Origin of the sequence: Azorhizobium sp. AG788 (assembly GCF_004364705.1) — a bacterium.
Classification (GTDB): Bacteria; Pseudomonadota; Alphaproteobacteria; order Rhizobiales; family Xanthobacteraceae; genus Azorhizobium; species Azorhizobium caulinodans.
In genome coordinates this window covers 138,342-157,250 of record NZ_SOBM01000009.1, presented here as the reverse complement: position 1 = coordinate 157,250, position 18,909 = coordinate 138,342, and the positions used below count along the sequence as shown (strand labels likewise).

The 18,909-nt window shown below is 68.7% G+C and carries 17 protein-coding genes; 9 read left to right on the top strand and 8 right to left on the bottom strand.

Annotated features, from left to right (window positions below; genetic code table 11):
- The first annotated feature begins 124 nt into the window (after positions 1-124).
- Entirely contained in the window at positions 125-973 is an 849-nt protein-coding gene (locus tag DFO45_RS22035; protein WP_133866540.1) for a helix-turn-helix transcriptional regulator, read from the top strand.
- 73 nt (positions 974-1,046) lie between these two features.
- Positions 1,047-1,391 (top strand): phosphopantetheine-binding protein, encoded by a 345-nt coding sequence (locus tag DFO45_RS22030; RefSeq protein ID WP_043880628.1) that lies wholly within the window; start codon positions 1,047-1,049, stop codon positions 1,389-1,391.
- A 3-nt stretch (positions 1,392-1,394) separates the two neighbouring features.
- Here DFO45_RS22030 and DFO45_RS25015 read toward each other — a convergent pair whose 3' ends face one another.
- Entirely contained in the window at positions 1,395-1,562 is a 168-nt protein-coding gene (locus tag DFO45_RS25015) for a hypothetical protein (protein ID WP_166657223.1), read from the bottom strand.
- A 172-nt stretch (positions 1,563-1,734) separates the two neighbouring features.
- Between DFO45_RS25015 and DFO45_RS22025 the strand changes: the two genes are divergently transcribed.
- A complete protein-coding gene (locus tag DFO45_RS22025; protein ID WP_133866539.1) occupies positions 1,735-3,267 on the top strand; it encodes a YifB family Mg chelatase-like AAA ATPase in 1,533 nt (510 codons plus the stop codon).
- An 84-nt stretch (positions 3,268-3,351) separates the two neighbouring features.
- Here the strand turns inward: DFO45_RS22025 and metH are convergent, their stop codons facing one another.
- From metH to DFO45_RS22010, 3 genes are all read right to left on the bottom strand, one after another.
- Complete coding sequence (gene metH / locus DFO45_RS22020) at positions 3,352-7,098, bottom strand: methionine synthase (RefSeq protein ID WP_133866538.1); 3,747 nt, start codon at positions 7,096-7,098, stop codon at positions 3,352-3,354.
- Between the two features lie 87 nt (positions 7,099-7,185).
- Positions 7,186-8,100 (bottom strand): methylenetetrahydrofolate reductase [NAD(P)H], encoded by a 915-nt coding sequence (gene metF / locus DFO45_RS22015; protein ID WP_133866537.1) that lies wholly within the window; start codon positions 8,098-8,100, stop codon positions 7,186-7,188.
- On the bottom strand, positions 8,100-9,116 hold the full coding sequence (locus DFO45_RS22010) for a metalloregulator ArsR/SmtB family transcription factor (RefSeq protein ID WP_133866536.1): 1,017 nt from the start codon (positions 9,114-9,116) through the stop codon (positions 8,100-8,102). The genes metF and DFO45_RS22010 overlap by 1 nt, the downstream gene beginning before the upstream one ends.
- A 280-nt stretch (positions 9,117-9,396) precedes the next feature.
- Here DFO45_RS22010 and DFO45_RS22005 point away from each other — a divergent pair, with 280 nt between their 5' ends.
- A complete protein-coding gene (locus DFO45_RS22005) occupies positions 9,397-10,629 on the top strand; it encodes a L,D-transpeptidase (protein ID WP_245518222.1) in 1,233 nt (410 codons plus the stop codon).
- 92 nt (positions 10,630-10,721) lie between these two features.
- Positions 10,722-11,168, top strand: a complete 447-nt coding sequence (locus tag DFO45_RS22000; RefSeq protein WP_166657222.1) for a GNAT family N-acetyltransferase — start codon at positions 10,722-10,724, stop codon at positions 11,166-11,168.
- 43 nt (positions 11,169-11,211) lie between these two features.
- Here the strand turns inward: DFO45_RS22000 and DFO45_RS21995 are convergent, their stop codons facing one another.
- From DFO45_RS21995 to guaB, 4 genes are all read right to left on the bottom strand, one after another.
- Positions 11,212-12,711, bottom strand: a complete 1,500-nt coding sequence (locus tag DFO45_RS21995) for a tripartite tricarboxylate transporter permease (RefSeq protein WP_012172856.1) — start codon at positions 12,709-12,711, stop codon at positions 11,212-11,214.
- Between the two features lie 9 nt (positions 12,712-12,720).
- Positions 12,721-13,191, bottom strand: a complete 471-nt coding sequence (locus DFO45_RS21990) for a tripartite tricarboxylate transporter TctB family protein (RefSeq protein WP_043879746.1) — start codon at positions 13,189-13,191, stop codon at positions 12,721-12,723.
- A 148-nt stretch (positions 13,192-13,339) separates the two neighbouring features.
- Positions 13,340-14,212 carry a tripartite tricarboxylate transporter substrate-binding protein gene (locus DFO45_RS21985; RefSeq protein WP_245518226.1) on the bottom strand — a complete coding sequence of 291 codons (873 nt, stop codon included), beginning with the start codon at positions 14,210-14,212 and terminating at the stop codon, positions 13,340-13,342.
- 354 nt (positions 14,213-14,566) lie between these two features.
- Positions 14,567-16,069: an IMP dehydrogenase gene (gene guaB / locus DFO45_RS21980; protein ID WP_043879744.1), complete on the bottom strand. Its 1,503-nt coding sequence runs from the start codon at positions 16,067-16,069 to the stop codon at positions 14,567-14,569.
- 321 nt (positions 16,070-16,390) lie between these two features.
- On the opposite strand from guaB, the gene DFO45_RS21975 reads away from it, so the two are divergent.
- The 4 genes from DFO45_RS21975 (at position 16,391) to DFO45_RS21960 (ending at position 18,908) form a co-directional block, all read left to right on the top strand.
- Positions 16,391-16,960 carry an NnrU family protein gene (locus tag DFO45_RS21975; protein WP_043879743.1) on the top strand — a complete coding sequence of 190 codons (570 nt, stop codon included), beginning with the start codon at positions 16,391-16,393 and terminating at the stop codon, positions 16,958-16,960.
- Positions 16,961-16,990: 30 nt separating this feature from the next.
- Positions 16,991-17,821, top strand: a complete 831-nt coding sequence (gene panB, locus DFO45_RS21970; protein WP_043879742.1) for a 3-methyl-2-oxobutanoate hydroxymethyltransferase — start codon at positions 16,991-16,993, stop codon at positions 17,819-17,821.
- Between the two features lie 128 nt (positions 17,822-17,949).
- A complete protein-coding gene (locus DFO45_RS21965; RefSeq protein ID WP_133866534.1) occupies positions 17,950-18,666 on the top strand; it encodes a tetratricopeptide repeat protein in 717 nt (238 codons plus the stop codon).
- 11 nt (positions 18,667-18,677) lie between these two features.
- On the top strand, positions 18,678-18,908 hold the full coding sequence (locus DFO45_RS21960) for a hypothetical protein (protein WP_043879741.1): 231 nt from the start codon (positions 18,678-18,680) through the stop codon (positions 18,906-18,908).
- Position 18,909 lies beyond the last annotated feature (1 nt).

Sequence of the window (18,909 nt, the reverse complement as noted above, 5' to 3'; positions counted from 1 at the left end):
CGGTCTAGCACGGCTCGCCCCGCCACATCCCGCGACATGGCGCGGAGGCGTGACGAGCGCCGCAAAGCTGGAACGCTTCTGAAACCGGTGCCAGAGGGAAAATTATACTGGTATAAAAACCACCATGCCGCATGCCTCAGACGCCGCCCGCCGCCGCGCCCTCGCCGATTTCGTCCGCACCCGGCGCGAGAAACTGGACCCTGCGGCCCATGGCTTCACGGACCTCCGGCGGCGGCGGACGCCGGGCCTCCGCCGCGAGGAGATGGCGCAGGTCGCCGGCCTCTCCGCCACTTGGTACAGCTGGATCGAGCAGGCGCGCGAGATGGCGCTTTCCGCCTCGGCCGTCTCCCGCCTCGCGCAGGCGCTCGGCCTGTCGCCCGCCGAACGGGCCTATCTGTTCGATCTGGCCGGCCGCGAGGACCCGCACCCGCCGGCGCCTGATGCCTTCCCGCCCCACGGCGCGCTCGCCCGCCTCGTCGCCGGCATGACGGAGCCTGCCTATGTGCTGGACGGAACATGGACGGCGCAGGTGTGGAACGCTGCGGCCGCCGACCTCTTCCGGGGCTGGCTTGATGGGGCGGCGGAGCGCAACCTGCTGCGCTTCCTCTTCCTCGATCCCGCCGCCGTGGCGCTGATCCCCGACCATGCGGAGCGCACGCGCCGGGTGCTGGCGGAATTCCGCGCCGATACGTCGCGCCACCTCGCCGAACCCGCACTCGCGGGACTGGTGGCGGGCCTGATGGCAGACTCTCCGCTCTTTGCCCGCCTGTGGCATGCGCAGGGCGTGCTGGGACGGGAAGGCGGCCTGCGCACCTTCTGCGCATCGGACGGTGCCATCCGCAGTTTCGAACAGGTCACCCTCGCGGCGCTGCCGGGCGGGCGCACCAAGCTCGTGATGCTCGCCCCTGCCGTTGCGGACGGCGGCTTAGAGCCTGTGGCGGCTCCATTTTTCGGGCCTTCGGAGTCAGCCTGAACCAAGGTTCGGGTGGTACGGCCACAGGAGCATCGTTTGCCCTGTTCATCGATGCTTGATGCGCGGGGAAGGCATGCGCGGCTCCGAAGAGGTCAAGAACTGGATGAACATGTTCCGCTGGATCGTAAAACTGATCCGCGACGAATATGGGATTCCCGAGGACCAGCTCACCCGTCATGCCAGCATCGAGAAGGATCTCGGGCTCGATCAGGAGCAGGTCGAGCAGGTGATGGAAACGGTGAGCGAGGCGTTCGAGATCCGCTTTCCCGACGATTCCCTTGATGAGCTGGTGAAGCTGGAGGAGCTGTGCCTGCTGGCCAGCTGGCTGGCCGGCTTCTACAAGCAGCCCCCGTTCCTTGATGGCGAGTTCGTGGTGCGCGCCATGGCGATGAACCCGCGCGCCACGGCTGAGGCCTGAAGCTCAGGCGAACGCCGCATAGCGCAACGCAAAGGCCGCAATCACCAGCGGTGCCAGGACCGCGATCTTCAGCAGCATGCGCGTGAGCGGGCCGGGAAGGCCGGCGGGTGCGTGGCGTGCGGCAGCGATGAAGAGCCGGGCGGCGGCGGTGGCGGGCGCATGATAGGTCATGGCGGTGTCCTTTCCCCGCCCTTGTCGCGCCGATCGCCATAAGCGGGCCATCGGGAAGCCGGCCCTTGCGGATAAAGGCCCCATCAAGCGTTGTTCGCAATCTGTTCTTGTCTCATGCAATCCGCCCGTCTAGGCTTGCAACCTTGAGGTTGGCTTGTGAGGGGGCGCAAGCGTGATCCAACGCGTCGCAACCGTCGCCTTCGAGGGCGTCGAGGCCCGGCCCGTGGACGTTCAGGTCCATGTGGCGGCGGGGTTGCCGGCCTTCACCATCGTCGGGCTGCCGGACAAGGCCGTGACCGAGGCCAAGGAGCGGGTGCGCGCCGCGCTCATCGCCTCCGGCCTCGCGCTGCCCGCCCGGCGCATCACCGTGAACCTCGCCCCCGCCGACCTGCCCAAGGAAGGCTCCCATTACGATTTGCCCATCGTGCTCGGCCTGATGGCCGCCATCGGCGCCATTCCGAGCGATGCGCTGAATGGCTTTACCGTGGTGGGGGAACTGGGCCTCGACGGCTCCATCGCTTCGGTGGCGGGCGTGCTGCCAGCGGCCATCGGCGCCAATGCCCGCGGCCACGGCCTCATCTGCCCGGCGGCCTGCGGTGCGGAAGCGGCCTGGGCGAGCCCGGAGATGGAGATCCTCGCGCCATCCTCCCTCATCCAGCTCGCCAATCACGTCACCGGGCGGCAGGTGCTGGCGCGGCCCGATCCAAGGCTGCGCGACGCCCGCTCAGGAGGGCTCGACCTTCGGGACGTGAAGGGACAGGAGACGGCCAAGCGGGCGCTGGAGGTGGCGGCGGCCGGCGGGCACAATCTGCTTTATGTGGGGCCGCCGGGCTCGGGCAAGTCCATGCTGGCGCAGCGCCTGCCCTCCATCCTGCCGCCGCTGGTGCCGGGTGAAATGCTGGCGGTGTCCATGATCGCCTCGGTGGCCGGCAGCATCGAGGACGGCGCGCTGATCGACCGGCGCCCCTTCCGCGCGCCGCATCATTCCGCCTCCATGGCCGCCATGGTGGGCGGCGGGCTCAAGGCGCGGCCGGGCGAGGTTTCGCTCGCCCATCTGGGCGTCCTGTTCCTCGATGAACTGCCGGAATTCTCAGCCCAGGTGCTGGACAGCCTGCGCCAGCCGCTGGAGAGCGGCGAGGTGATGATCGCCCGCGCCAACAACCGCGTCTCCTATCCCGCCCGTTTCCAGCTCGTCGCCGCCATGAACCCTTGCAAGTGCGGGCGGGCGGGGGAGCCGGGCTTCACCTGCAAGCGCGGACCGCGCTGCGCTGAGGAGTATCAGGCGCGTCTTTCCGGCCCCTTCCTCGACCGTATCGACATCCATCTGGAAGTACCGGCGGTGAGCGCGGCCGATCTGGTGCTGCCGGCGCCCGTGGAGGGCTCGGCCGAGGTGGCCGCGCGCGTCGCCGCCGCCCGTGCCCTCCAGCGCGAGCGCTATGCGGCCCTTGGCCGACCCGACATCGCCACCAATGCGGAAGCCACCGGCACGCTGCTGGACGAGGTGGCCCGCCCCGACGCGGCCGGTGCGGCACTTTTGCGGGACGCGGCGGACGCCATGCGCCTCTCCGCCCGTGGCTATCACCGCGTGCTCAAGGTCGCCCGCACGCTCGCCGACCTCGCCGGGGCCGAGACGCTCGGCCGCGCGCATCTGGCGGAGGCGCTCGCCTATCGGGCCCTGGCGGACCGACCGAGGGCGGCAGCGTAGCGAAGCGGGAGAGGTTCACTTCGCTCAAACAAAAGGGGCGGCGATCGCGTGATCACCGCCCCTTCGTCTTGCCTCAGCCCCTGCTCACTCCGCCGCAGCGCGGCGGGTGGGGTCGTAGTTCAGGATGGGGGCGAGCCAGCGCTCCGCCTGTTCCACCGTCCAGCCCTTGCGCGCGGCATAGTCTTCCACTTGATCGCGCTCGATGCGGCCGACGCCGAAATAGGCGCTTTCCGGATGCGCGAAATAGAGGCCGGAAACCGCCGCGCCCGGCCACATGGCGAAGCTCTCCGTGAGCTCCAGCCCGATCTTGTCGGTGGCGTCCAGAAGGGTGAAGAGCGTACCCTTCTCCGTGTGGTCGGGCTGAGCCGGATAGCCCGGCGCCGGGCGGATGCCGCGATACTTCTCGGCGATCAGATCCTCATTGCTGAGGCCCTCATCGTCGGCGTAGCCCCAGAATTCCTTGCGCACCCGCTGGTGCATCCGCTCGGCGAAGGCTTCCGCGAGGCGGTCGCACAGGGCCTTGAGCAGAATGGCGGAATAGTCGTCATTGGCGGCCTTGAAGGCGGCCGTGCGCTCCTCTTCGCCGATGCCGGCGGTGACGGCGAAGCCGCCCACATAATCATGCACACCGCTTTCCACCGGCGCCACGAAGTCGGCCAGCGCGAGGTTCGAGCGGCCCTCGCGGCGGGCGAGCTGCTGGCGCAGCGTGTGCAGCGTGGCCAGCGGCGCCATGCGGCCCTCGTCGCGGAACAGCAGGATGTCGTCGCCTACCGCATTGGCCGGCCAGAAGCCGACCACGGCCTTCGCCGTGACCCACTTCTCGTCGATGATCTTCTTCAGCATCGCCTGCGCGTCGCTGAAGAGATTGCGGGCGGCCTCGCCCACGGTCTCGTCCTGGAGAATCTGCGGATACTTGCCCGTCAGTTCCCAGGAGGCGAAGAAGGGCGACCAGTCGATGAAGGGCACGAGGTCGGCGAGGTCGTAATCCTCGAACACCTTGGTGCCGAGGAAGGACGGCTTCACCGGTGTGCTGGCCTTGAAGTCGAGCTTGAGGGCGTTGTCGCGGGCGCTCTTCAGTGGCACGCGCTGCTTGTTGGCGTCGGCGCGGGCGTGGGCTTCCGCGAGCTTGGAATATTCCGCCCGGATGTCCGCCACATAGGTCTCGCGCGTGTCGGGGCTGAGCAGGTTCGAAACCACGCCCACGGCACGGCTGGCGTCGGTCACATAGACCGCCTGCCCACGATGATACTGCGGCGCGATCTTCACCGCCGTGTGGACGCGCGAGGTGGTGGCGCCGCCGATGAGCAGCGGCACATGGAAGCCCTCGCGCTCCATCTCGGAGGCGACCGTCACCATCTCGTCCAGTGAAGGCGTGATGAGGCCGGAAAGGCCGATCACGTCCACCTTCTCGGCCTTGGCGACTTCGAGGATCTTCGCCGCCGGCACCATGACGCCGAGGTCGATCACCTCGTAATTGTTGCACTGGAGCACGACGCCGACGATGTTCTTGCCGATGTCGTGCACGTCGCCCTTCACCGTGGCCATGAGGATCTTGCCCGCGGCGGACGCCTCGGTGAGTCCCATCTCCTGCTTTTCCTTCTCCATGAAGGGCATGAGATAGGCCACCGCCTGCTTCATCACGCGGGCGGACTTCACCACCTGCGGCAGGAACATCTTGCCGGCGCCGAACAGGTCGCCGACGATGTTCATGCCGGCCATCAGCGGGCCTTCGATCACATGCAGCGGGCGCGCGGCGGCGGCTCTCGCCTCCTCGGTGTCGGCCTCCACATATTCGGTGATGCCGTTGATGAGGGCGTGGGCGAGGCGCTTGTCCACGTCCCACGTGCGCCACGTCAGGTCCGCCTCGCGCTTCTCCTTGCCTGCGCCGCCCTTGAAGCCTTCGGCGAGGCTGAGCAGGCGCTCGGTGGCGTCCGCATTGCGGTTCAGCACCACGTCCTCGCAGGCCTCGCGCAGCTCGGCTGGAATCTCGTCATAGACGGCGAGCTGGCCGGCATTGACGATGCCCATATCCATGCCCGCCTGGATGGCGTGATAGAGGAACACCGCGTGCATGGCCTCGCGCACGGGCTCGTTGCCGCGGAACGAGAAGGAGAGGTTGGACACGCCGCCCGAGATGTGGGCGTGGGGCAGGTTCTGCCGGATCCAGCGCGTGGCCTCGATGAAGTTCACGCCATAGGGCGCGTGCTCCTCGATGCCGGTCGCCACCGCGAAGACGTTGGGATCGAAGATGATGTCTTCCGGCGGGAAGCCGATCTCTTCCGTGAGGATCTTGTAGGCGCGGGCGCAGATCTCGATCTTGCGCTCATAGGTGTCGGCCTGGCCCTTCTCGTCGAAGGCCATCACCACCACGGCGGCGCCATAGCGGCGCACGAGGCGCGCATAGTGGCGGAAGGCGTCCTCCCCCTCCTTCATGGAGATGGAGTTCACGATGCCCTTGCCCTGGATGCACTTGAGGCCGGCCTCGATGATGTCCCACTTGGAGCTGTCCACCATCACCGGCACGCGGGCGATGTCGGGCTCGGCGGCGACGAGGTTGAGGAAGTTCACCATAGCCGCGTGGCTGTCGAGCAGGCCCTCGTCCATGTTGACGTCGATCACCTGCGCGCCGCTCTCCACCTGATCGCGCGCCACATCGAGGGCGGCGGTGAAGTCGCCATTGGTGATGAGCTTGCGGAAGCGGGCGGAGCCGGTGACGTTGGTGCGCTCGCCGACGTTCACGAACGGGATTTCGCGGGTCAGCTCGAAGGGCTCGAGGCCGGAGAGGCGCAGGCGCGGCTCAAGGGTCGGGATGGCGCGCGGCGCCTTGCCGGCCACCGCCTTGGCGATGGCGCCGATATGGTCGGGCGTGGTGCCGCAGCAGCCGCCGACGATGTTCACAAGGCCCGAGGCGGCGAACTCGCCCACCAGCTCCGCCATGGCCTCCGGGCTCTCGTCATAGAGGCCGAATTCATTGGGCAGGCCGGCATTGGGGTAAGCGCAGACGAAGGTGTCCGCCACCCGGCCGAGCTCGGCGATGTGAGCGCGCATCTCCTTGGCGCCCAGCGCGCAGTTGAGGCCGATGGAGAAGGGCTGGGCGTGGCGCAGCGAATACCAGAAGGCGCTCGGCGTCTGGCCCGACAGGGTGCGGCCGGAGAGGTCGGTGATGGTGCCGGAGATCATCACCGGCAGGCGGCGGCCGATTTCCTCGAACACCGTCTCGGCCGCGAACACGGCCGCCTTGGCGTTCAGCGTGTCGAAGATGGTCTCGATGAGGATGATGTCGGAGCCGCCGGCGATGAGGCCGCGCGTCTGCTCCGCATAGGCGGTGGCCAGCTCGTCGAACGAGGTGGCGCGGAAGCCGGGATTGTTCACGTCCGGCGAGATGGAGGCGGTGCGGTTCGTCGGGCCGATGGCGCCGGCGACAAAGCGCGGCCGCCCGTCCTGCCTCTCCGCTTCGATGGCGGCTTCCTTGGCGAGGCGGGCGCCCGCCACGTTCAGCTCATAGGCCAGCGCCTCCATGGCGTAGTCCGCCTGGGCGATGGTGGTGGAGGAGAAGGTGTTGGTCTCGACGATGTCGGCGCCGGCGAGGAAGTACTTGAGGTGGATCGCCCGCACGTCGTCCGGGCGGGTGAGGTTCAGGATGTCGTTATTGCCCTTGATGTCCTGCGGCCAGTCGGCGAAGCGGGCGCCGCGATAGCCCGCCTCGTCGAGCTTGAGGCCCTGGATCATCGTGCCCATGGCGCCGTCGAGCACGAGGATGCGGTCGCGCGCGGCGGCGAGGAGGGCGGAGCGGGTCTCGGTCTGGCCGGTCTTGGCAGGGGCGGTGGTCATCGGAACCTCGTGGCTCGGCGGGGCCGAGAACGGCGGAATGCGGAATGAAGTGAGCGGCGCTATTCGGACAGGATCAGACGTCACGCATCATGCGGCTGTCGCCGGTGCTGCCGCCGCCTGCGCGCGCAGGCCCAGAAGATGGCAGACAGCATAGACGAGGTCGGCACGGTTGAGCGTATAGAAATGGATATCCGTGGCGCCGCGATCAACCAGATCCATCACCTGCTCGGCGGCCACTGCTGCGGCGATGAGCTTGCGGGTCTCCGGGTCGTCGTCCAGCCCCTCGAAGCGGGCGGCGAACCAGTCCGGCACGCTGGCGCCGGTGGCGGCGGCAAAGCGGGCTGCCTGCTTGAAGTTCGTCACCGGCAGGATGCCGGGCACGATCGGAATGTCGATGCCGCGCGCCCGCACCTTGTCGAGATAGCGGAAGTAGACGTCGTTATCGAAGAAGAACTGGGTGATGGCCCGGTTCGCTCCGGCGTCCACCTTGCGGGCCAGCACATCGATGTCGGCGTCCGCGTCCGGGCTTTCCGGATGCCGCTCGGGATAAGCGGAGACGGACACCTCGAAATCGCCCAGCTTCTTGATGCCGGCCACAAGGTCTGCGGCATAGGCGTAGCCGCCGGGGTGAGGCTCGTACTTGGTGCCGACGCCGGTGGTGGGGTCGCCGCGCAGGGCAACGATGTGCTTCACGCCGGCATCCGCATAGGAGCGCACCACCTCGTCGATCTCCGCGCGGGTGGCGGCGACGCAGGTGAGGTGGGCGGCCGGGGCGAGGGTCGTTTCCTTCACGATGCGCGCGACGGTCGAATGGGTGCGCTCGCGGGTGGAGCCGCCCGCGCCGTAGGTGACGGACACGAAATTGGGGCAGAGCGGGGCCAGCCGGTCGATGGAGGCCCAGAGCGTGCGCTCCATCTCCTCGGTCTTGGGCGGAAAGAACTCAAACGACACGGAAACCGGGGCCTTGCCCAGTTCGCGGCTCGCCCTGACGGGGCCCGACATCACGCAACCTCCCTTTGTGCCCCGGCCACCGCGCGCGGGTCGCGGCCGAGCCAGAGCGATACGATGAGCCGCCCCTCGCCATTGCGGTCGGGGAGCAGCGCCTTATGGGCTTCGGGCTGAAGGCCCGCCTGCGCCATCCAGCCGGCCACCGTCTCCGGCGAAAAGCCGAGGCGGCGGTGGGCATGGGCCTCGCGCAGGAATTCGAGATCGTGGGGCGCAAAATCCACCACCAGCAGGCGGCCGCCGGGCTTCACCATGCGGGCGGCCTCGCGCACGGCGCGGGCGCCGTCGTCGATGAAGTGCAGCACCTGGTGGATGATGACCACGTCGAAGCTCTCGCGCGGCAGCGCGAGGTTGAAGATGTCGCCCTGCCGGACCGAGCAGTGGCGCAGTCCCGCGCGCTCGAGATTGGCGCGGGCGATGGCCAGCATGTCGGGTGAGAGGTCGAGGCCGAGGCCGCGCTCGATGTCCGGGCCGAAGACTTCCAGCATCCGCCCCGTGCCCGTGCCGAGGTCCAGCAGGCTCTCCATGGGCTGGCCGGCGAGGATGTCGCGCACCGCCGCTTCCACGTCGGCCTCGGGCACATGGAGACCGCGGATGCGGTCCCATTCGTCCGCATGGGCGCGGAAATAGGCCTGGGCGGCGGCGGCGCGTGCGGCGCGCACGTCCGAGAGGCGCTCGCGGTCGCGCTGGAGCACGTCGTCGCCCGGCGCGAGGAGATCCAGCAGGCGGGCGGCGAGCACGCTGCCCGGCCCCTCGGTGGCGCGGCGATAGAACACCCAACTCGCCTCGCGGTGGCGCTCCACGAGGCCGGCTTCCGCCAGGAGCTTGAGGTGGCGGGAAATGCGGGGCTGGGACTGGCCCATGATGTCGGTGAGATCGGAGACCGTGAGATCCGCCTCGCTCAGCACCGAGAGCAGCCGCAGGCGCGTGTCCTCGCCGGCGGCCTTGAGGCCGTCGAGCAGGGTGGCGAAGGGGACGCGGGGTGCGTCGCTGTGGCTGCCGTCAAAAGACATAAAGATATCTTTATATTCTATTTCTGGCCCGCGCAAGGCGGTCGAAGGGAGCGGGCAGGTGTTGCTGCGACGCCGCAGCTTGCGTGAAGCCTTCACATTTGTTTGTCGGGTCCAAATGCCGGATTGCACGGGTCCGGGTGCAGGTCTACAGACCGAAGGACGGAACCAAACTCAACCTTGTGTCCTTGAGGTCACAGCCTGCATCGATGCTCCAGAACGGGACAAAGATTCAGGAGGGCGTTTCCAATTTCGACACAGTTTCGGGGTTACAACCGATCCCATGACGCTGCGCAAAACTTTCCTCCTGTCTCTCGGCGTGTCGCTGCTGGCCGTGTCGGCCCACGCGCAGTCCGTGCCGAGCGTTTATTATGTCCCGGCCTCGGACGACGAGACCGGCTCCATCACGTCCGAAGCCCCTCCGGCCGCCGTGCCGCAGCAGGGACCGGCGGGTTCCGTCCCCGGCTATGACGATCCGTATGCGCGCCCGGTGCGGCGCAGCTACGACAGCGTCGAGAGCGCGCCTCTGTCCGCGCCTCCGGGGGCCGCGCAGGCCAGCTATCCCACCTCCCAGCAGCCCGTGCAGCAGCCGGGATACCAGCAGGGTTATGCCCAGCCGGCCGCGCCGCAGGGCACCCAGCCCATGTCCATCGCGCCGCAGGGTGGCTATGCCCAGCAGCAGGGCGGCGGTTACCAGACCCAGCAGGGTGGCTACCAGCAGCAGCCCCAGGGCGGCTATGCCTCCCAGGCTCCGGCGACCGCCTACGGCCAGCCCGCGCCCGGCCAGCAGCGCGTCTATATCCAGGGCCCGAACGGTGCCCAGGCCGTTGCGGCTCCGGCCCCCGCGCCGGGCTATGCCCCGCCGCAGAGCTATGAGCAGCAGCAGTCCATGCGCGCAAACGCCTCCGCTGGCTATGTGGTGCCGGCGAGCGTGCCGCAGGGTGGCGCTTATGCGTCCAACGCCGCTGTGGTGCCCGGCACCAACGAGGCACCGTCCGGCCCGCGCATCGAGGACGTGGATCCCAGCGAGCCCGTTCCGGATCGCTTCCGCCGCCAGACGGTGGATTATGTGACCAGCCAGCCGGCCGGCACGATCGTGATCGATACGCCGAACACCTACCTCTATTACGTGCTGGGTGGCGGCAAGGCGATCCGCTACGGAATCGGCGTGGGCCGCGACGGCTTCACCTGGGCCGGTACGGAAAAGATCACCCGCAAGGCGGAATGGGCCGACTGGCGCCCGCCGGCGGAGATGATCCAGCGCCAGCCCTACCTGCCGCGCTTCATGGCCGGCGGCCCGGGCAACCCGCTCGGCGCCCGCACGCTGTATCTCGGCGGCACGGTGTACCGCATCCACGGCACCAACGAGCCGCAGACCATCGGCAAGTTCGTGTCGTCGGGCTGCTTCCGCATGCTCAACAACGACGTGGAAGACCTCTACACCCGCGTGAACGTGGGCACCAAGGTGGTCATCCTGCCGAAGAGCGGCGGCGCGCAGGCCAACGCCCAGCGCTGAGCCGGCCGGTTCGACGTTGCATCAAAGGCGCGCCCCGGTGGCGCGCCTTTTTCGTTTGGGCGTCCGCTGGGCGGCGCGGGGGAGGGCAGGTCATGTCGGTGGTGGTGCGGGCGCCCGAGGCGGCGGACGAAGCGGCATGGCGCCAGCTCTGGGCGGGCTATAACGACTTCTACAATGCCGACGTCCCGGAAGAGGTGACGGCCCATACCTGGAAGCGGGTGCTCGATCCCGCCTCGCCCGTCTTCGGTCTCCTCGCGGAAGAGGATGGCCGGTTGGTCGGCATGGCGCTCTGCGTCCATCACGAGGGCACCTGGAGCCTCAACGGCGTGTGCTACCTCGAAGACCTGTATGTGGACCCGGCGGCCCGCGGCGGCGGCGTCGGCCGCGCCATCCTCGATCATCTGGTGGCCCATTGCCGCGCGCAGGGCTGGAGCGACCTCTACTGGCACACCCGCGACACCAACACGACCGCCCGCCGCCTCTATGACAGCTATGTCGCGGTGGACGACCATGTGCGCTACCGCATGGAACTGGACTGAGATCCGCCGATGCCGGCCGTGGCCGGCATCGCTGACGTAAGTGTCAGTCCTCGTTTGCCTTGAAGCGGTCGAGGCCCTTCAGCACGAAGGGGGCGATGAGGGCGAGGAGGGCCACCACCAGAAGGGTCGCGGAGATGGGGCTCTCCACCAGCACCATGGGATCGCCGAGGCTGATGGAGAGCGCGCGGCGCAATTGCGCCTCCGCCACCGGACCGAGGATCAGGCCCACCACCACCGGCGCGACGGGATAGTCGAACCGCCGCATGAGATAGCCCAGCACGCCGAAGACGGTGAGCATGCCGAGCTCGGCCACGGAGGGCTTGGCGGCGATGGTGCCCATGGTCGCGAAGACGAGGATGCCCGCATAGAGCCAGGGCTGGGGAATGGCCAACAGCCGCACCCACAGGCCCACCAGCGGCAGGTTCAGCACCAGCAGCATCACATTGGCGATATAGAGCGAGGCGATCAGTCCCCACACCAGTTGCGGATGATCCGCGAACAGCAGCGGGCCGGGATTGAGGCCATATTGCTGGAAGCCGGCCAGCATCATGGCGGCGGTGGCGGAGGTGGGCAGGCCCAGCGTCAGCAGGGGCACCAGCGTGCCCGCCGCCGAAGCATTGTTGGCGGCCTCGGGACCGGCGACGCCCTCGATCGCCCCCTTGCCGAATTCCTCCGGATGCTTGGTCAGCCTGCGCTCCACCGCATAGGAAAGGAAGGTCGGGATTTCCGCTCCACCCGCCGGCAGGGCGCCGATGGGAAAGCCGAGGAATGTGCCGCGCAGCCATGGCTTCCAGGAGCGGCGCCAGTCATCGAGGCTCATCCAGAGCGAGCCGCGCACCGGCTCCACCTGCTCGGGCGCCGCATGGCGGCGGGAGGCGATGAACAGCGCTTCGCCGATGGCAAAGAGGCCCACGGCCAGCGTGGTCACCTCCACGCCGTCCAGCAGCTCCGGCACGCCGAAGCCGAGCCGTGCCTGTCCGGTGAGCTTGTCGATACCGACGAGGCCGAGCGCCAGCCCGATGAACAGGCTGGTGAGGCCACGTACGGGCGAGTCCCCGAAGGTGGCCGAGACGGTGACGAAAGCCACGCACATCAGCGCGAAATAATCCTCCGGGCCGAACTGGACCGCGATCTCCACCAGCGTCGGTGCGAGAAAGGTGAGGCCCAGCGTCGCGATGGTGCCGGCGACGAAGGAGCCGATGGCAGAGGTGGCGAGCGCCGGCCCGCCCCGGCCGGCCTTCGCCATCTTGTTGCCCTCCAAAGCGGTCGCCATGGAGGCGCTCTCGCCGGGCGTGTTGATGAGGATGGCGGTGGTGGAGCCGCCATACATGCCGCCGTAATAGATGCCCGCGAACATGATGAGCGAGCCGGCGGGATCGAGCTTGTAGGTGACGGGCAGCAGCAGCGCGACGGTGAGTGCCGGGCCGATGCCCGGCAGCACGCCGACCGCCGTGCCGAGCAGCACGCCGATGAGCGCGAACAGCAGGTTGGTCGGGGCGATGGCGACCGAGAGACCGGTGAGGAGCGAGCCGAAGGTGTCCATGGGGCCTCCTCAGAGCAACCGTTCCAGCGGCCCCATGGGCAGCGACAAGGTGAGCAGCTTGGCGAACATGAGATAGGCGAGGAGGCCGATCACGAAGCCGATGCCGAGGTCCGCCAGCAGCGCCCGCCGGCCGAAGGCGCGGGCGGTCGCGGCGAACAGGATGGCGGTGGCGGGAATGAAGCCGCCGTCGAAGGCGATGAGGGCAATCAGCACCAGCAGGCCGCCGACGATCCAGGCGATCGCCCCGAAGTCGCCAGCCTCGCGATGGGGCAGGGCGCCGCGCCAGGCGGTGATAAAGTTCGCCACCGCCAGAAGGGCGAGGCCGCCGGCCACCACCTTGGGGGCGGCGTCCGGCCCGAGGCCATAGGGAGAGCCCAGCGTGAGGCGGGTGGCGTCCCACCAGATGACGGCGGCGAGCGCCGCGAGGCCGAGGGCGATGGCGATGCCCGCCATGTCCGGCCGGTTCAGCTTGCGATCCATGGAGCCTCCTGAGGCGGCCGGAAAGGGGCGCCGGCGGCGCCCCCGCTGGAGCCATTCCCGCAGACGTGTGCGGTTCTGCGAAAGGAATTGCGTGAAACCAAGAATTGGGTCATTTCCGCGTTTCCCTGAAATGCGGAAATGACCCCGGTCAGGGCTTCACCAGCCCCACGGACTTCAGGATGTCGGTGGTGGTGGCGTTCTCCTGCTTCAGGAAGGCGGCGAAGGCTTCGCCCGTGAGCAAGGCGTCGTCCCAGCCCTTCTGTTTCAGCACCTCGGCCCAGGCGGGCGACTTCGCCATCTTCTCGACCGTCGCGGTGAGGGTCTTCACCTGCTCCGGATTGAGGCCGGGCGGGGCGACGACGCCGCGCCAGTTGGTGATCTTCAGCTTGAGGCCGGCTTCGGTGAGGGTCGGGGCATCGACGCCCTCCACCCGCTCGCCGGCGGTGACGGCGAGGATGCGCAGCTTGCCCGCCTTCACCTGGCTCTCGAACTCGCCATAGCCGGAGATGCCGGCGGTCACCTTGCCGCCGAGCACGGCGGCCAGCGCCTCACCGCCGCCGGAGAAGGGGATGTAGTTGATCTTGGAGGGATCAGCGCCGGCCGCCTGCGCAAACAGGGCGGCGGCGATATGGTCCACGCCGCCCGCCGAACCGCCGGCCCAGGTCACCTTGGCCGGGTTGGCCTTGATGGCCTCGGCCAGCTCCTGCACGGTCTTGATGGGCGAGGCCGCCGGCACGGCGATGGCCTCGGTCTCCTCGGTGAGGCGGGCGATGGGCGTCACCTGATCGAGGGTGACGGGCGCCTTGTTGGTGAGGATGGCGCCCACCATCACATAGCCCATGACCATGAGCTGGTTGGGATCGCCCTTCGCGCCATTGACGAACTGGGCGATGCCGATGGTGCCGCCGGCGCCCGCCACGTTGGTCACCTGCACGCTGCGGGCAGCGCCCGCCGCCACGAGGGCCTGCTGCATGGAGCGCGCGGTCTGGTCCCAGCCGCCGCCGGGGGCGGCGGGCGCCATGATCCGGAGATCGGCCACTTGAGCGCGGGCAGGCAGAGCGGCGAGCGGGGCCGCCAGCAGGGCGAGGCCCAGCGCGGCGACGGCGCGGCGGGAGGGGCGAGCGGACAGGGCGCGGGGGCCGTGTGAGAACTGCGGCATGATTTCCTTCCCGTGACGGACGTGAGGTCCTGATCTCCGCTTCACCGGCAGGCGGCGGATGTTGGGGAAAGAATTGACCGCTTCCGTTGCGAAAGGAAGCGGGCGGAGCACCGGAATGCCGGATTTCGCCCCTTCATGCACATGCCGTAAGGGAATGCTGCGGGCAAAGAAAACGCCCGGCGGTGAGACCGCCGGGCGTGATCCGGAGACGACCGGTCAGAGGCTGCTGGGATAGTTCGGGCTCTCGCGGGTGATGGTCACGTCGTGCACGTGGCTCTCGCGCAGGCCGGCGGAGGAGATGCGCACGAAGCGCGCCTTCTCGCGGAACTCCGGCAGGGTGGCGCCGCCCACATAGCCCATGGCGGCGCGCAGGCCGCCGGCGAGCTGATGCAGCACGTTGCTCGCCGGGCCCTTGTAGGCCACCTGACCCTCGACGCCTTCCGGCACCAGCTTCAGCGCGTCGCGCACTTCCGCCTGGAAGTAGCGGTCCGCCGAGCCGCGGGACATGGCGCCCACCGAGCCCATGCCGCGATAGGCCTTGTAGGAGCGGCCCTGATAGAGGAACACCTCGCCCGGGCTCTCCTCGGTGCCGGCGAGCAGCGAGCCGACCATGGCGACGGAGGCGCCGGCGGCGAGCGCCTTGGCGAGATCACCCGAAAACTTGATGCCGCCGTCCGCGACGATGGGCGTGTTGGTGGCGGCCGCGGCTTCCACCGCGTCCATCACGGCGGTGAGCTGGGGCACGCCCACGCCTGCGACGATGCGGGTGGTGCAGATGGAGCCGGGGCCGATGCCCACCTTGATGGCGTCGGCGCCGGCATCGATCAGCGCCTTGGTGGCGTCGGCGGTGGCGACATTGCCGGCGAGGATCTGCGTGGCGTTGGACAGCTTCTTGATGCGGGCCACCTGGTCGATGACCTTCCGAGAATGGCCGTGCGCGGTGTCCACCACCACGAGATCCACGCCCGCGTCGATCAGGCGCTCCGTGCGCTCGTAGCCGTCATCGCCGACCGTGGTGGCGGCGGCGACGCGCAGGCGGCCCTGCTCGTCCTTGGCGGCGTTCGGATTGGCGACCGCCTTCTCGATGTCCTTCACGGTGATCAGGCCGACGCAGTGGTAGTTGGCGTCCACCACCAGCAGCTTCTCGATGCGGTACTGGTGGAGCAGCTTCTTGGCCTCGGCCTGGCTGACGTTCTCCGTGACGGTGATGAGCCTGTCCTTGGTCATCAGCTCGGAGACGGGCTGGTCCGGATTGGTGGCGAAGCGCACGTCGCGGTTGGTGAGGATGCCCACCAGCTTGCCGCCGCGCCCGTTGCCGCGCTCCACCACCGGAATGCCGGAGATGCCGAAGCGCTTCATCAGGTCGAGGGCATATTGCAGCGTCTCGTCCGGGTGGATGGTGACCGGGTTCACCACCATGCCGCTCTCGAACTTCTTCACCTGCCGCACATGCTCGGCCTGGATCTCCGGCGTGAGGTTGCGGTGGATGACGCCGATGCCGCCGGCCTGCGCCATGGCGATGGCCATGCGGGCTTCCGTCACCGTGTCCATGGCGGCGGAGAGGATGGGCAGGTTGAGGCTGATGGTGTTGGTGAGGCGGGTGGCGAGGTTGACCCCGCCCGGCATCACTTCCGAGGCGCCGGGAACCAGCAGCACGTCGTCGAACGTGAGCGCCTCGCGGAAGGGCGAGCCGTTAAGGGAGGAAAGTGGGTTCGACATCGCCAACTCCTGATCGGGCCCGCCGGTCTGGCAGCCCGCAGTATGAGGATCGAAGCGCCCGGCTGCAGCCGTTTCGGTGTGGAGCCGCGCTTCGAGTTGGCAGTGGCCGATACCATGGCCGCACGACGATTAGAAGACCTTGCCCCCGCTTTCGTCATGCGCCCGGCGCAGGCCCGCGCCGCGTGGAAAGCTGTAGCATGGACGGGGACCTGACGGTGCCCTCATCCGCCGGCTGGAACTGGTGGACTTCCAAGCGGCGGCGGACCGCTCTAGGTTCCGGCCGGTCCGGCGGTTCCGGACGCCGTGCAACGGGGCCCTTCCATGTTCATGATGCTGCTCGGTCTGGTGATCTTCATCGGCACCCATCTCGTCTCGACGCGCCCGGCGCTGCGCGCCAGCCTCGTGGGGCAGGTGGGAGAGGGGCCATACAAGGGCTTCTACTCGCTGCTGGCGCTGAGCGGCCTCCTGCTCACCGGCTATGGCTACGGCCTGTGGCGCGCGGCGGGGCCCGCCATCCTCTGGACACCGCCCTATCAGCTGCGCCACCTCACCATGGGGCTGATGCTGATCGCCGCCATCTGCCTCGTCGCCGCTTATGTGCCGAGCCACATCAAGGCGTGGCTGAAGCACCCCATGCTGGTGGGTGTGAAGGTGTGGGCGCTGGCGCACTTTCTTGTGAAGGGCGATGCCGCCTCCATGACGCTGTTCGCGGTGGTGCTCGCCTGGGCGGTCTATGACCGCATCTCCGTGAAGCGGCGCGGCCTGCCGCTGCCCGTGGCGCCCTCAGGGTGGACCGGCGATCTCGCGGCGGTGGCCGGCGGGGTCGTCCTCTATCTGTTCCTCGTCTTCGTCTTCCATCCCTATGTGGTGGGCGTGCCCGTCATGGGCTGACCGAACCCGACAAGAATCCAAGGAAACGCCATGTCCATCCAGTCTGAGGCGCGCCGCACGACGGCGCCGGAGATTCGTGCCCGCAAGGGCGGCACGCCCATCGTCAGCCTCACCTCCTACCATGCCCACACCGCCCAGCTTCTGGACGCCCATGTGGATGTGATCCTGGTGGGCGACAGCCTCGGCATGGTGATGCACGGGCTGGAGACCACCGTTCCGGTCACCGTCGAGATGATGATCGTGCATGGCCGGGCGGTGGTGCGCGGCACGAAGCGCGCCCTCATCGTCGTGGACCTGCCCTTCGGCAGCTATGAGGCGAGCCCGGTCGAGGCCTTCCATACCGCGGCGCGGGTGCTGAAGGAGACCGGCGCCGGCGCGGTGAAGCTGGAGGGCGGCGTGCGCATGGCCGAGACCGTGCGCTTCCTCGTGGACCGCGGCATTCCGGTGATGGGCCATGTGGGTCTCACCCCGCAGGCCATCAACACGCTCGGCTCCTTCAAGGCGCGCGGCCGGGACGAGACCGAGGCCGGGCAGATATTCGAGGATGCGGTGGCGATCTCCCATGCGGGCGCCTTCTCCATCGTGCTGGAGGCCATCGCCGAGCCGCTCGCCCGCCGCATCACGCAGGAGGTGGCCCCGCCCACCATCGGCATCGGCGGCAGCGCGGCCTGCGACGGGCAGATCCTCGTCCTGGAGGACATGCTGGGCCTCGCGCCCCGCGTGCCGAAGTTCGTGAAGAAATATGCCGAGCTCGGCCCCGCCATCGAGGCGGCCGTCTCCTCCTATGCGGAGGAGGTGCGGGCCCGCACCTTCCCCGGCCCGGAGCATGTCTATGCGCCGAAGGCCCCCAAGGCGGGCTGACCGGAAAAGATCAAAAAACGGCGAAATCGGGCCCGTTTGCCACAAACGGGCCGCATGAGTACCTTACCGGCCCTTTTGCCCGCCCGCCGGCCTCCGGCGGGATGGGCCTTCGCGCGCTTGGACTTTGAATGACCGACATTTTTGACGAGATCGACGAGGATCTGCGCCGCGAGCGCCTGAGCCGGCTGTGGAACCGCTTCGGCATCTACGTGATCCTCTTCGTGGTGGCGGTGATCGCCGGGACCGCCGCCTACAGCGGCTGGCGCTGGTGGCAGCAGCGCGAGGCCCAGGCGACCAGCGTGCGCTTCGAGGCCGCCGTGAAGCTGGCTGACGAGGGCAAGCATCAGGAGGCGGAAGCCGCGTTCAATGCGCTCGCCAAGGATGCGCCCGCTGGTTATCGCGCGCTTGCCCGCTTCCGCGCCGCGACCGAACTTGCCACCCGCGACAAGGCCGCCGCCGTCGCCGCCTTCGATACGCTGGCCGCCGATACCGGCCTCACCGCCGCCGAGCGGGATCTGGCGCGCATCCGCGCCGCCATGATCCTCGTGGACACGGGCGCGGTGGGCGACGTGAAGCAGCGCGTGCAGGCGCTGGCCGACGGCACGAGCCCGCTGCGGCATTCCGCCCGCGAACTGATCGCCCTTTCCCAGTACAAGGCCGGCGACCTCAAGGGCGCCAACACCACCGCGAACCTGATCCTGGAAGATCAGGAAACGCCCAATGGCGTGCGTTCGCGGGCCGAGCTGATCCGCTCCCTCACCGCCCCGGCGCCGGCCAAGGCGGGCGAGGCGGCCCCGGCTCCCGCTTCCGCACCGGCCCCCGCCGCTCCCTCCGCCAAACCATGAGGACCCCCAGCATGCTGCGCGGACGCATCCGTATCGCCTTCGCCCTGGCTCTCGCTTTCGGCGTCTCGGGCTGCGAGAGCCTGGAAAAGCTCAACATCTTCGACACCAAGAAGCCGTTGCCGGGCCAGCGCCAGCAGGTCTTCCCGGGCGGCGTGCCCGGCGTCGAAGACAAGGCGCCGCTGGTGCAGCCGAGCAATTCCAACGTGTCGCTCGGCGCTGCGCCGACCCTCAAGCCGGAGTGAG

Bases quoted from the DNA above. Each gene is read 5' to 3' on its own strand.
- DFO45_RS22035 (WP_133866540.1), top strand. From the start codon at position 125: ATGCCGCATGCCTCAGACGCCGCCCGCCGCCGCGCCCTCGCCGATTTC.
- DFO45_RS22030 (WP_043880628.1), top strand. From the start codon at position 1,047: ATGCGCGGCTCCGAAGAGGTCAAGAACTGGATGAACATGTTCCGCTGG.
- DFO45_RS25015 (WP_166657223.1), bottom strand. From the start codon at position 1,562: ATGACCTATCATGCGCCCGCCACCGCCGCCGCCCGGCTCTTCATCGCT.
- metH (WP_133866538.1), bottom strand. From the start codon at position 7,098: ATGACCACCGCCCCTGCCAAGACCGGCCAGACCGAGACCCGCTCCGCC.
- metF (WP_133866537.1), bottom strand. From the start codon at position 8,100: ATGTCGGGCCCCGTCAGGGCGAGCCGCGAACTGGGCAAGGCCCCGGTT.
- DFO45_RS22010 (WP_133866536.1), bottom strand. From the start codon at position 9,116: ATGTCTTTTGACGGCAGCCACAGCGACGCACCCCGCGTCCCCTTCGCC.
- DFO45_RS22005 (WP_245518222.1), top strand. From the start codon at position 9,397: ATGACGCTGCGCAAAACTTTCCTCCTGTCTCTCGGCGTGTCGCTGCTG.
- DFO45_RS22000 (WP_166657222.1), top strand. From the start codon at position 10,722: ATGTCGGTGGTGGTGCGGGCGCCCGAGGCGGCGGACGAAGCGGCATGG.
- DFO45_RS21995 (WP_012172856.1), bottom strand. From the start codon at position 12,711: ATGGACACCTTCGGCTCGCTCCTCACCGGTCTCTCGGTCGCCATCGCC.
- DFO45_RS21990 (WP_043879746.1), bottom strand. From the start codon at position 13,191: ATGGATCGCAAGCTGAACCGGCCGGACATGGCGGGCATCGCCATCGCC.
- DFO45_RS21985 (WP_245518226.1), bottom strand. From the start codon at position 14,212: ATGGCGCCCGCCGCCCCCGGCGGCGGCTGGGACCAGACCGCGCGCTCC.
- guaB (WP_043879744.1), bottom strand. From the start codon at position 16,069: ATGTCGAACCCACTTTCCTCCCTTAACGGCTCGCCCTTCCGCGAGGCG.
- DFO45_RS21975 (WP_043879743.1), top strand. From the start codon at position 16,391: ATGTTCATGATGCTGCTCGGTCTGGTGATCTTCATCGGCACCCATCTC.
- panB (WP_043879742.1), top strand. From the start codon at position 16,991: ATGTCCATCCAGTCTGAGGCGCGCCGCACGACGGCGCCGGAGATTCGT.
- DFO45_RS21965 (WP_133866534.1), top strand. From the start codon at position 17,950: ATGACCGACATTTTTGACGAGATCGACGAGGATCTGCGCCGCGAGCGC.
- DFO45_RS21960 (WP_043879741.1), top strand. From the start codon at position 18,678: ATGCTGCGCGGACGCATCCGTATCGCCTTCGCCCTGGCTCTCGCTTTC.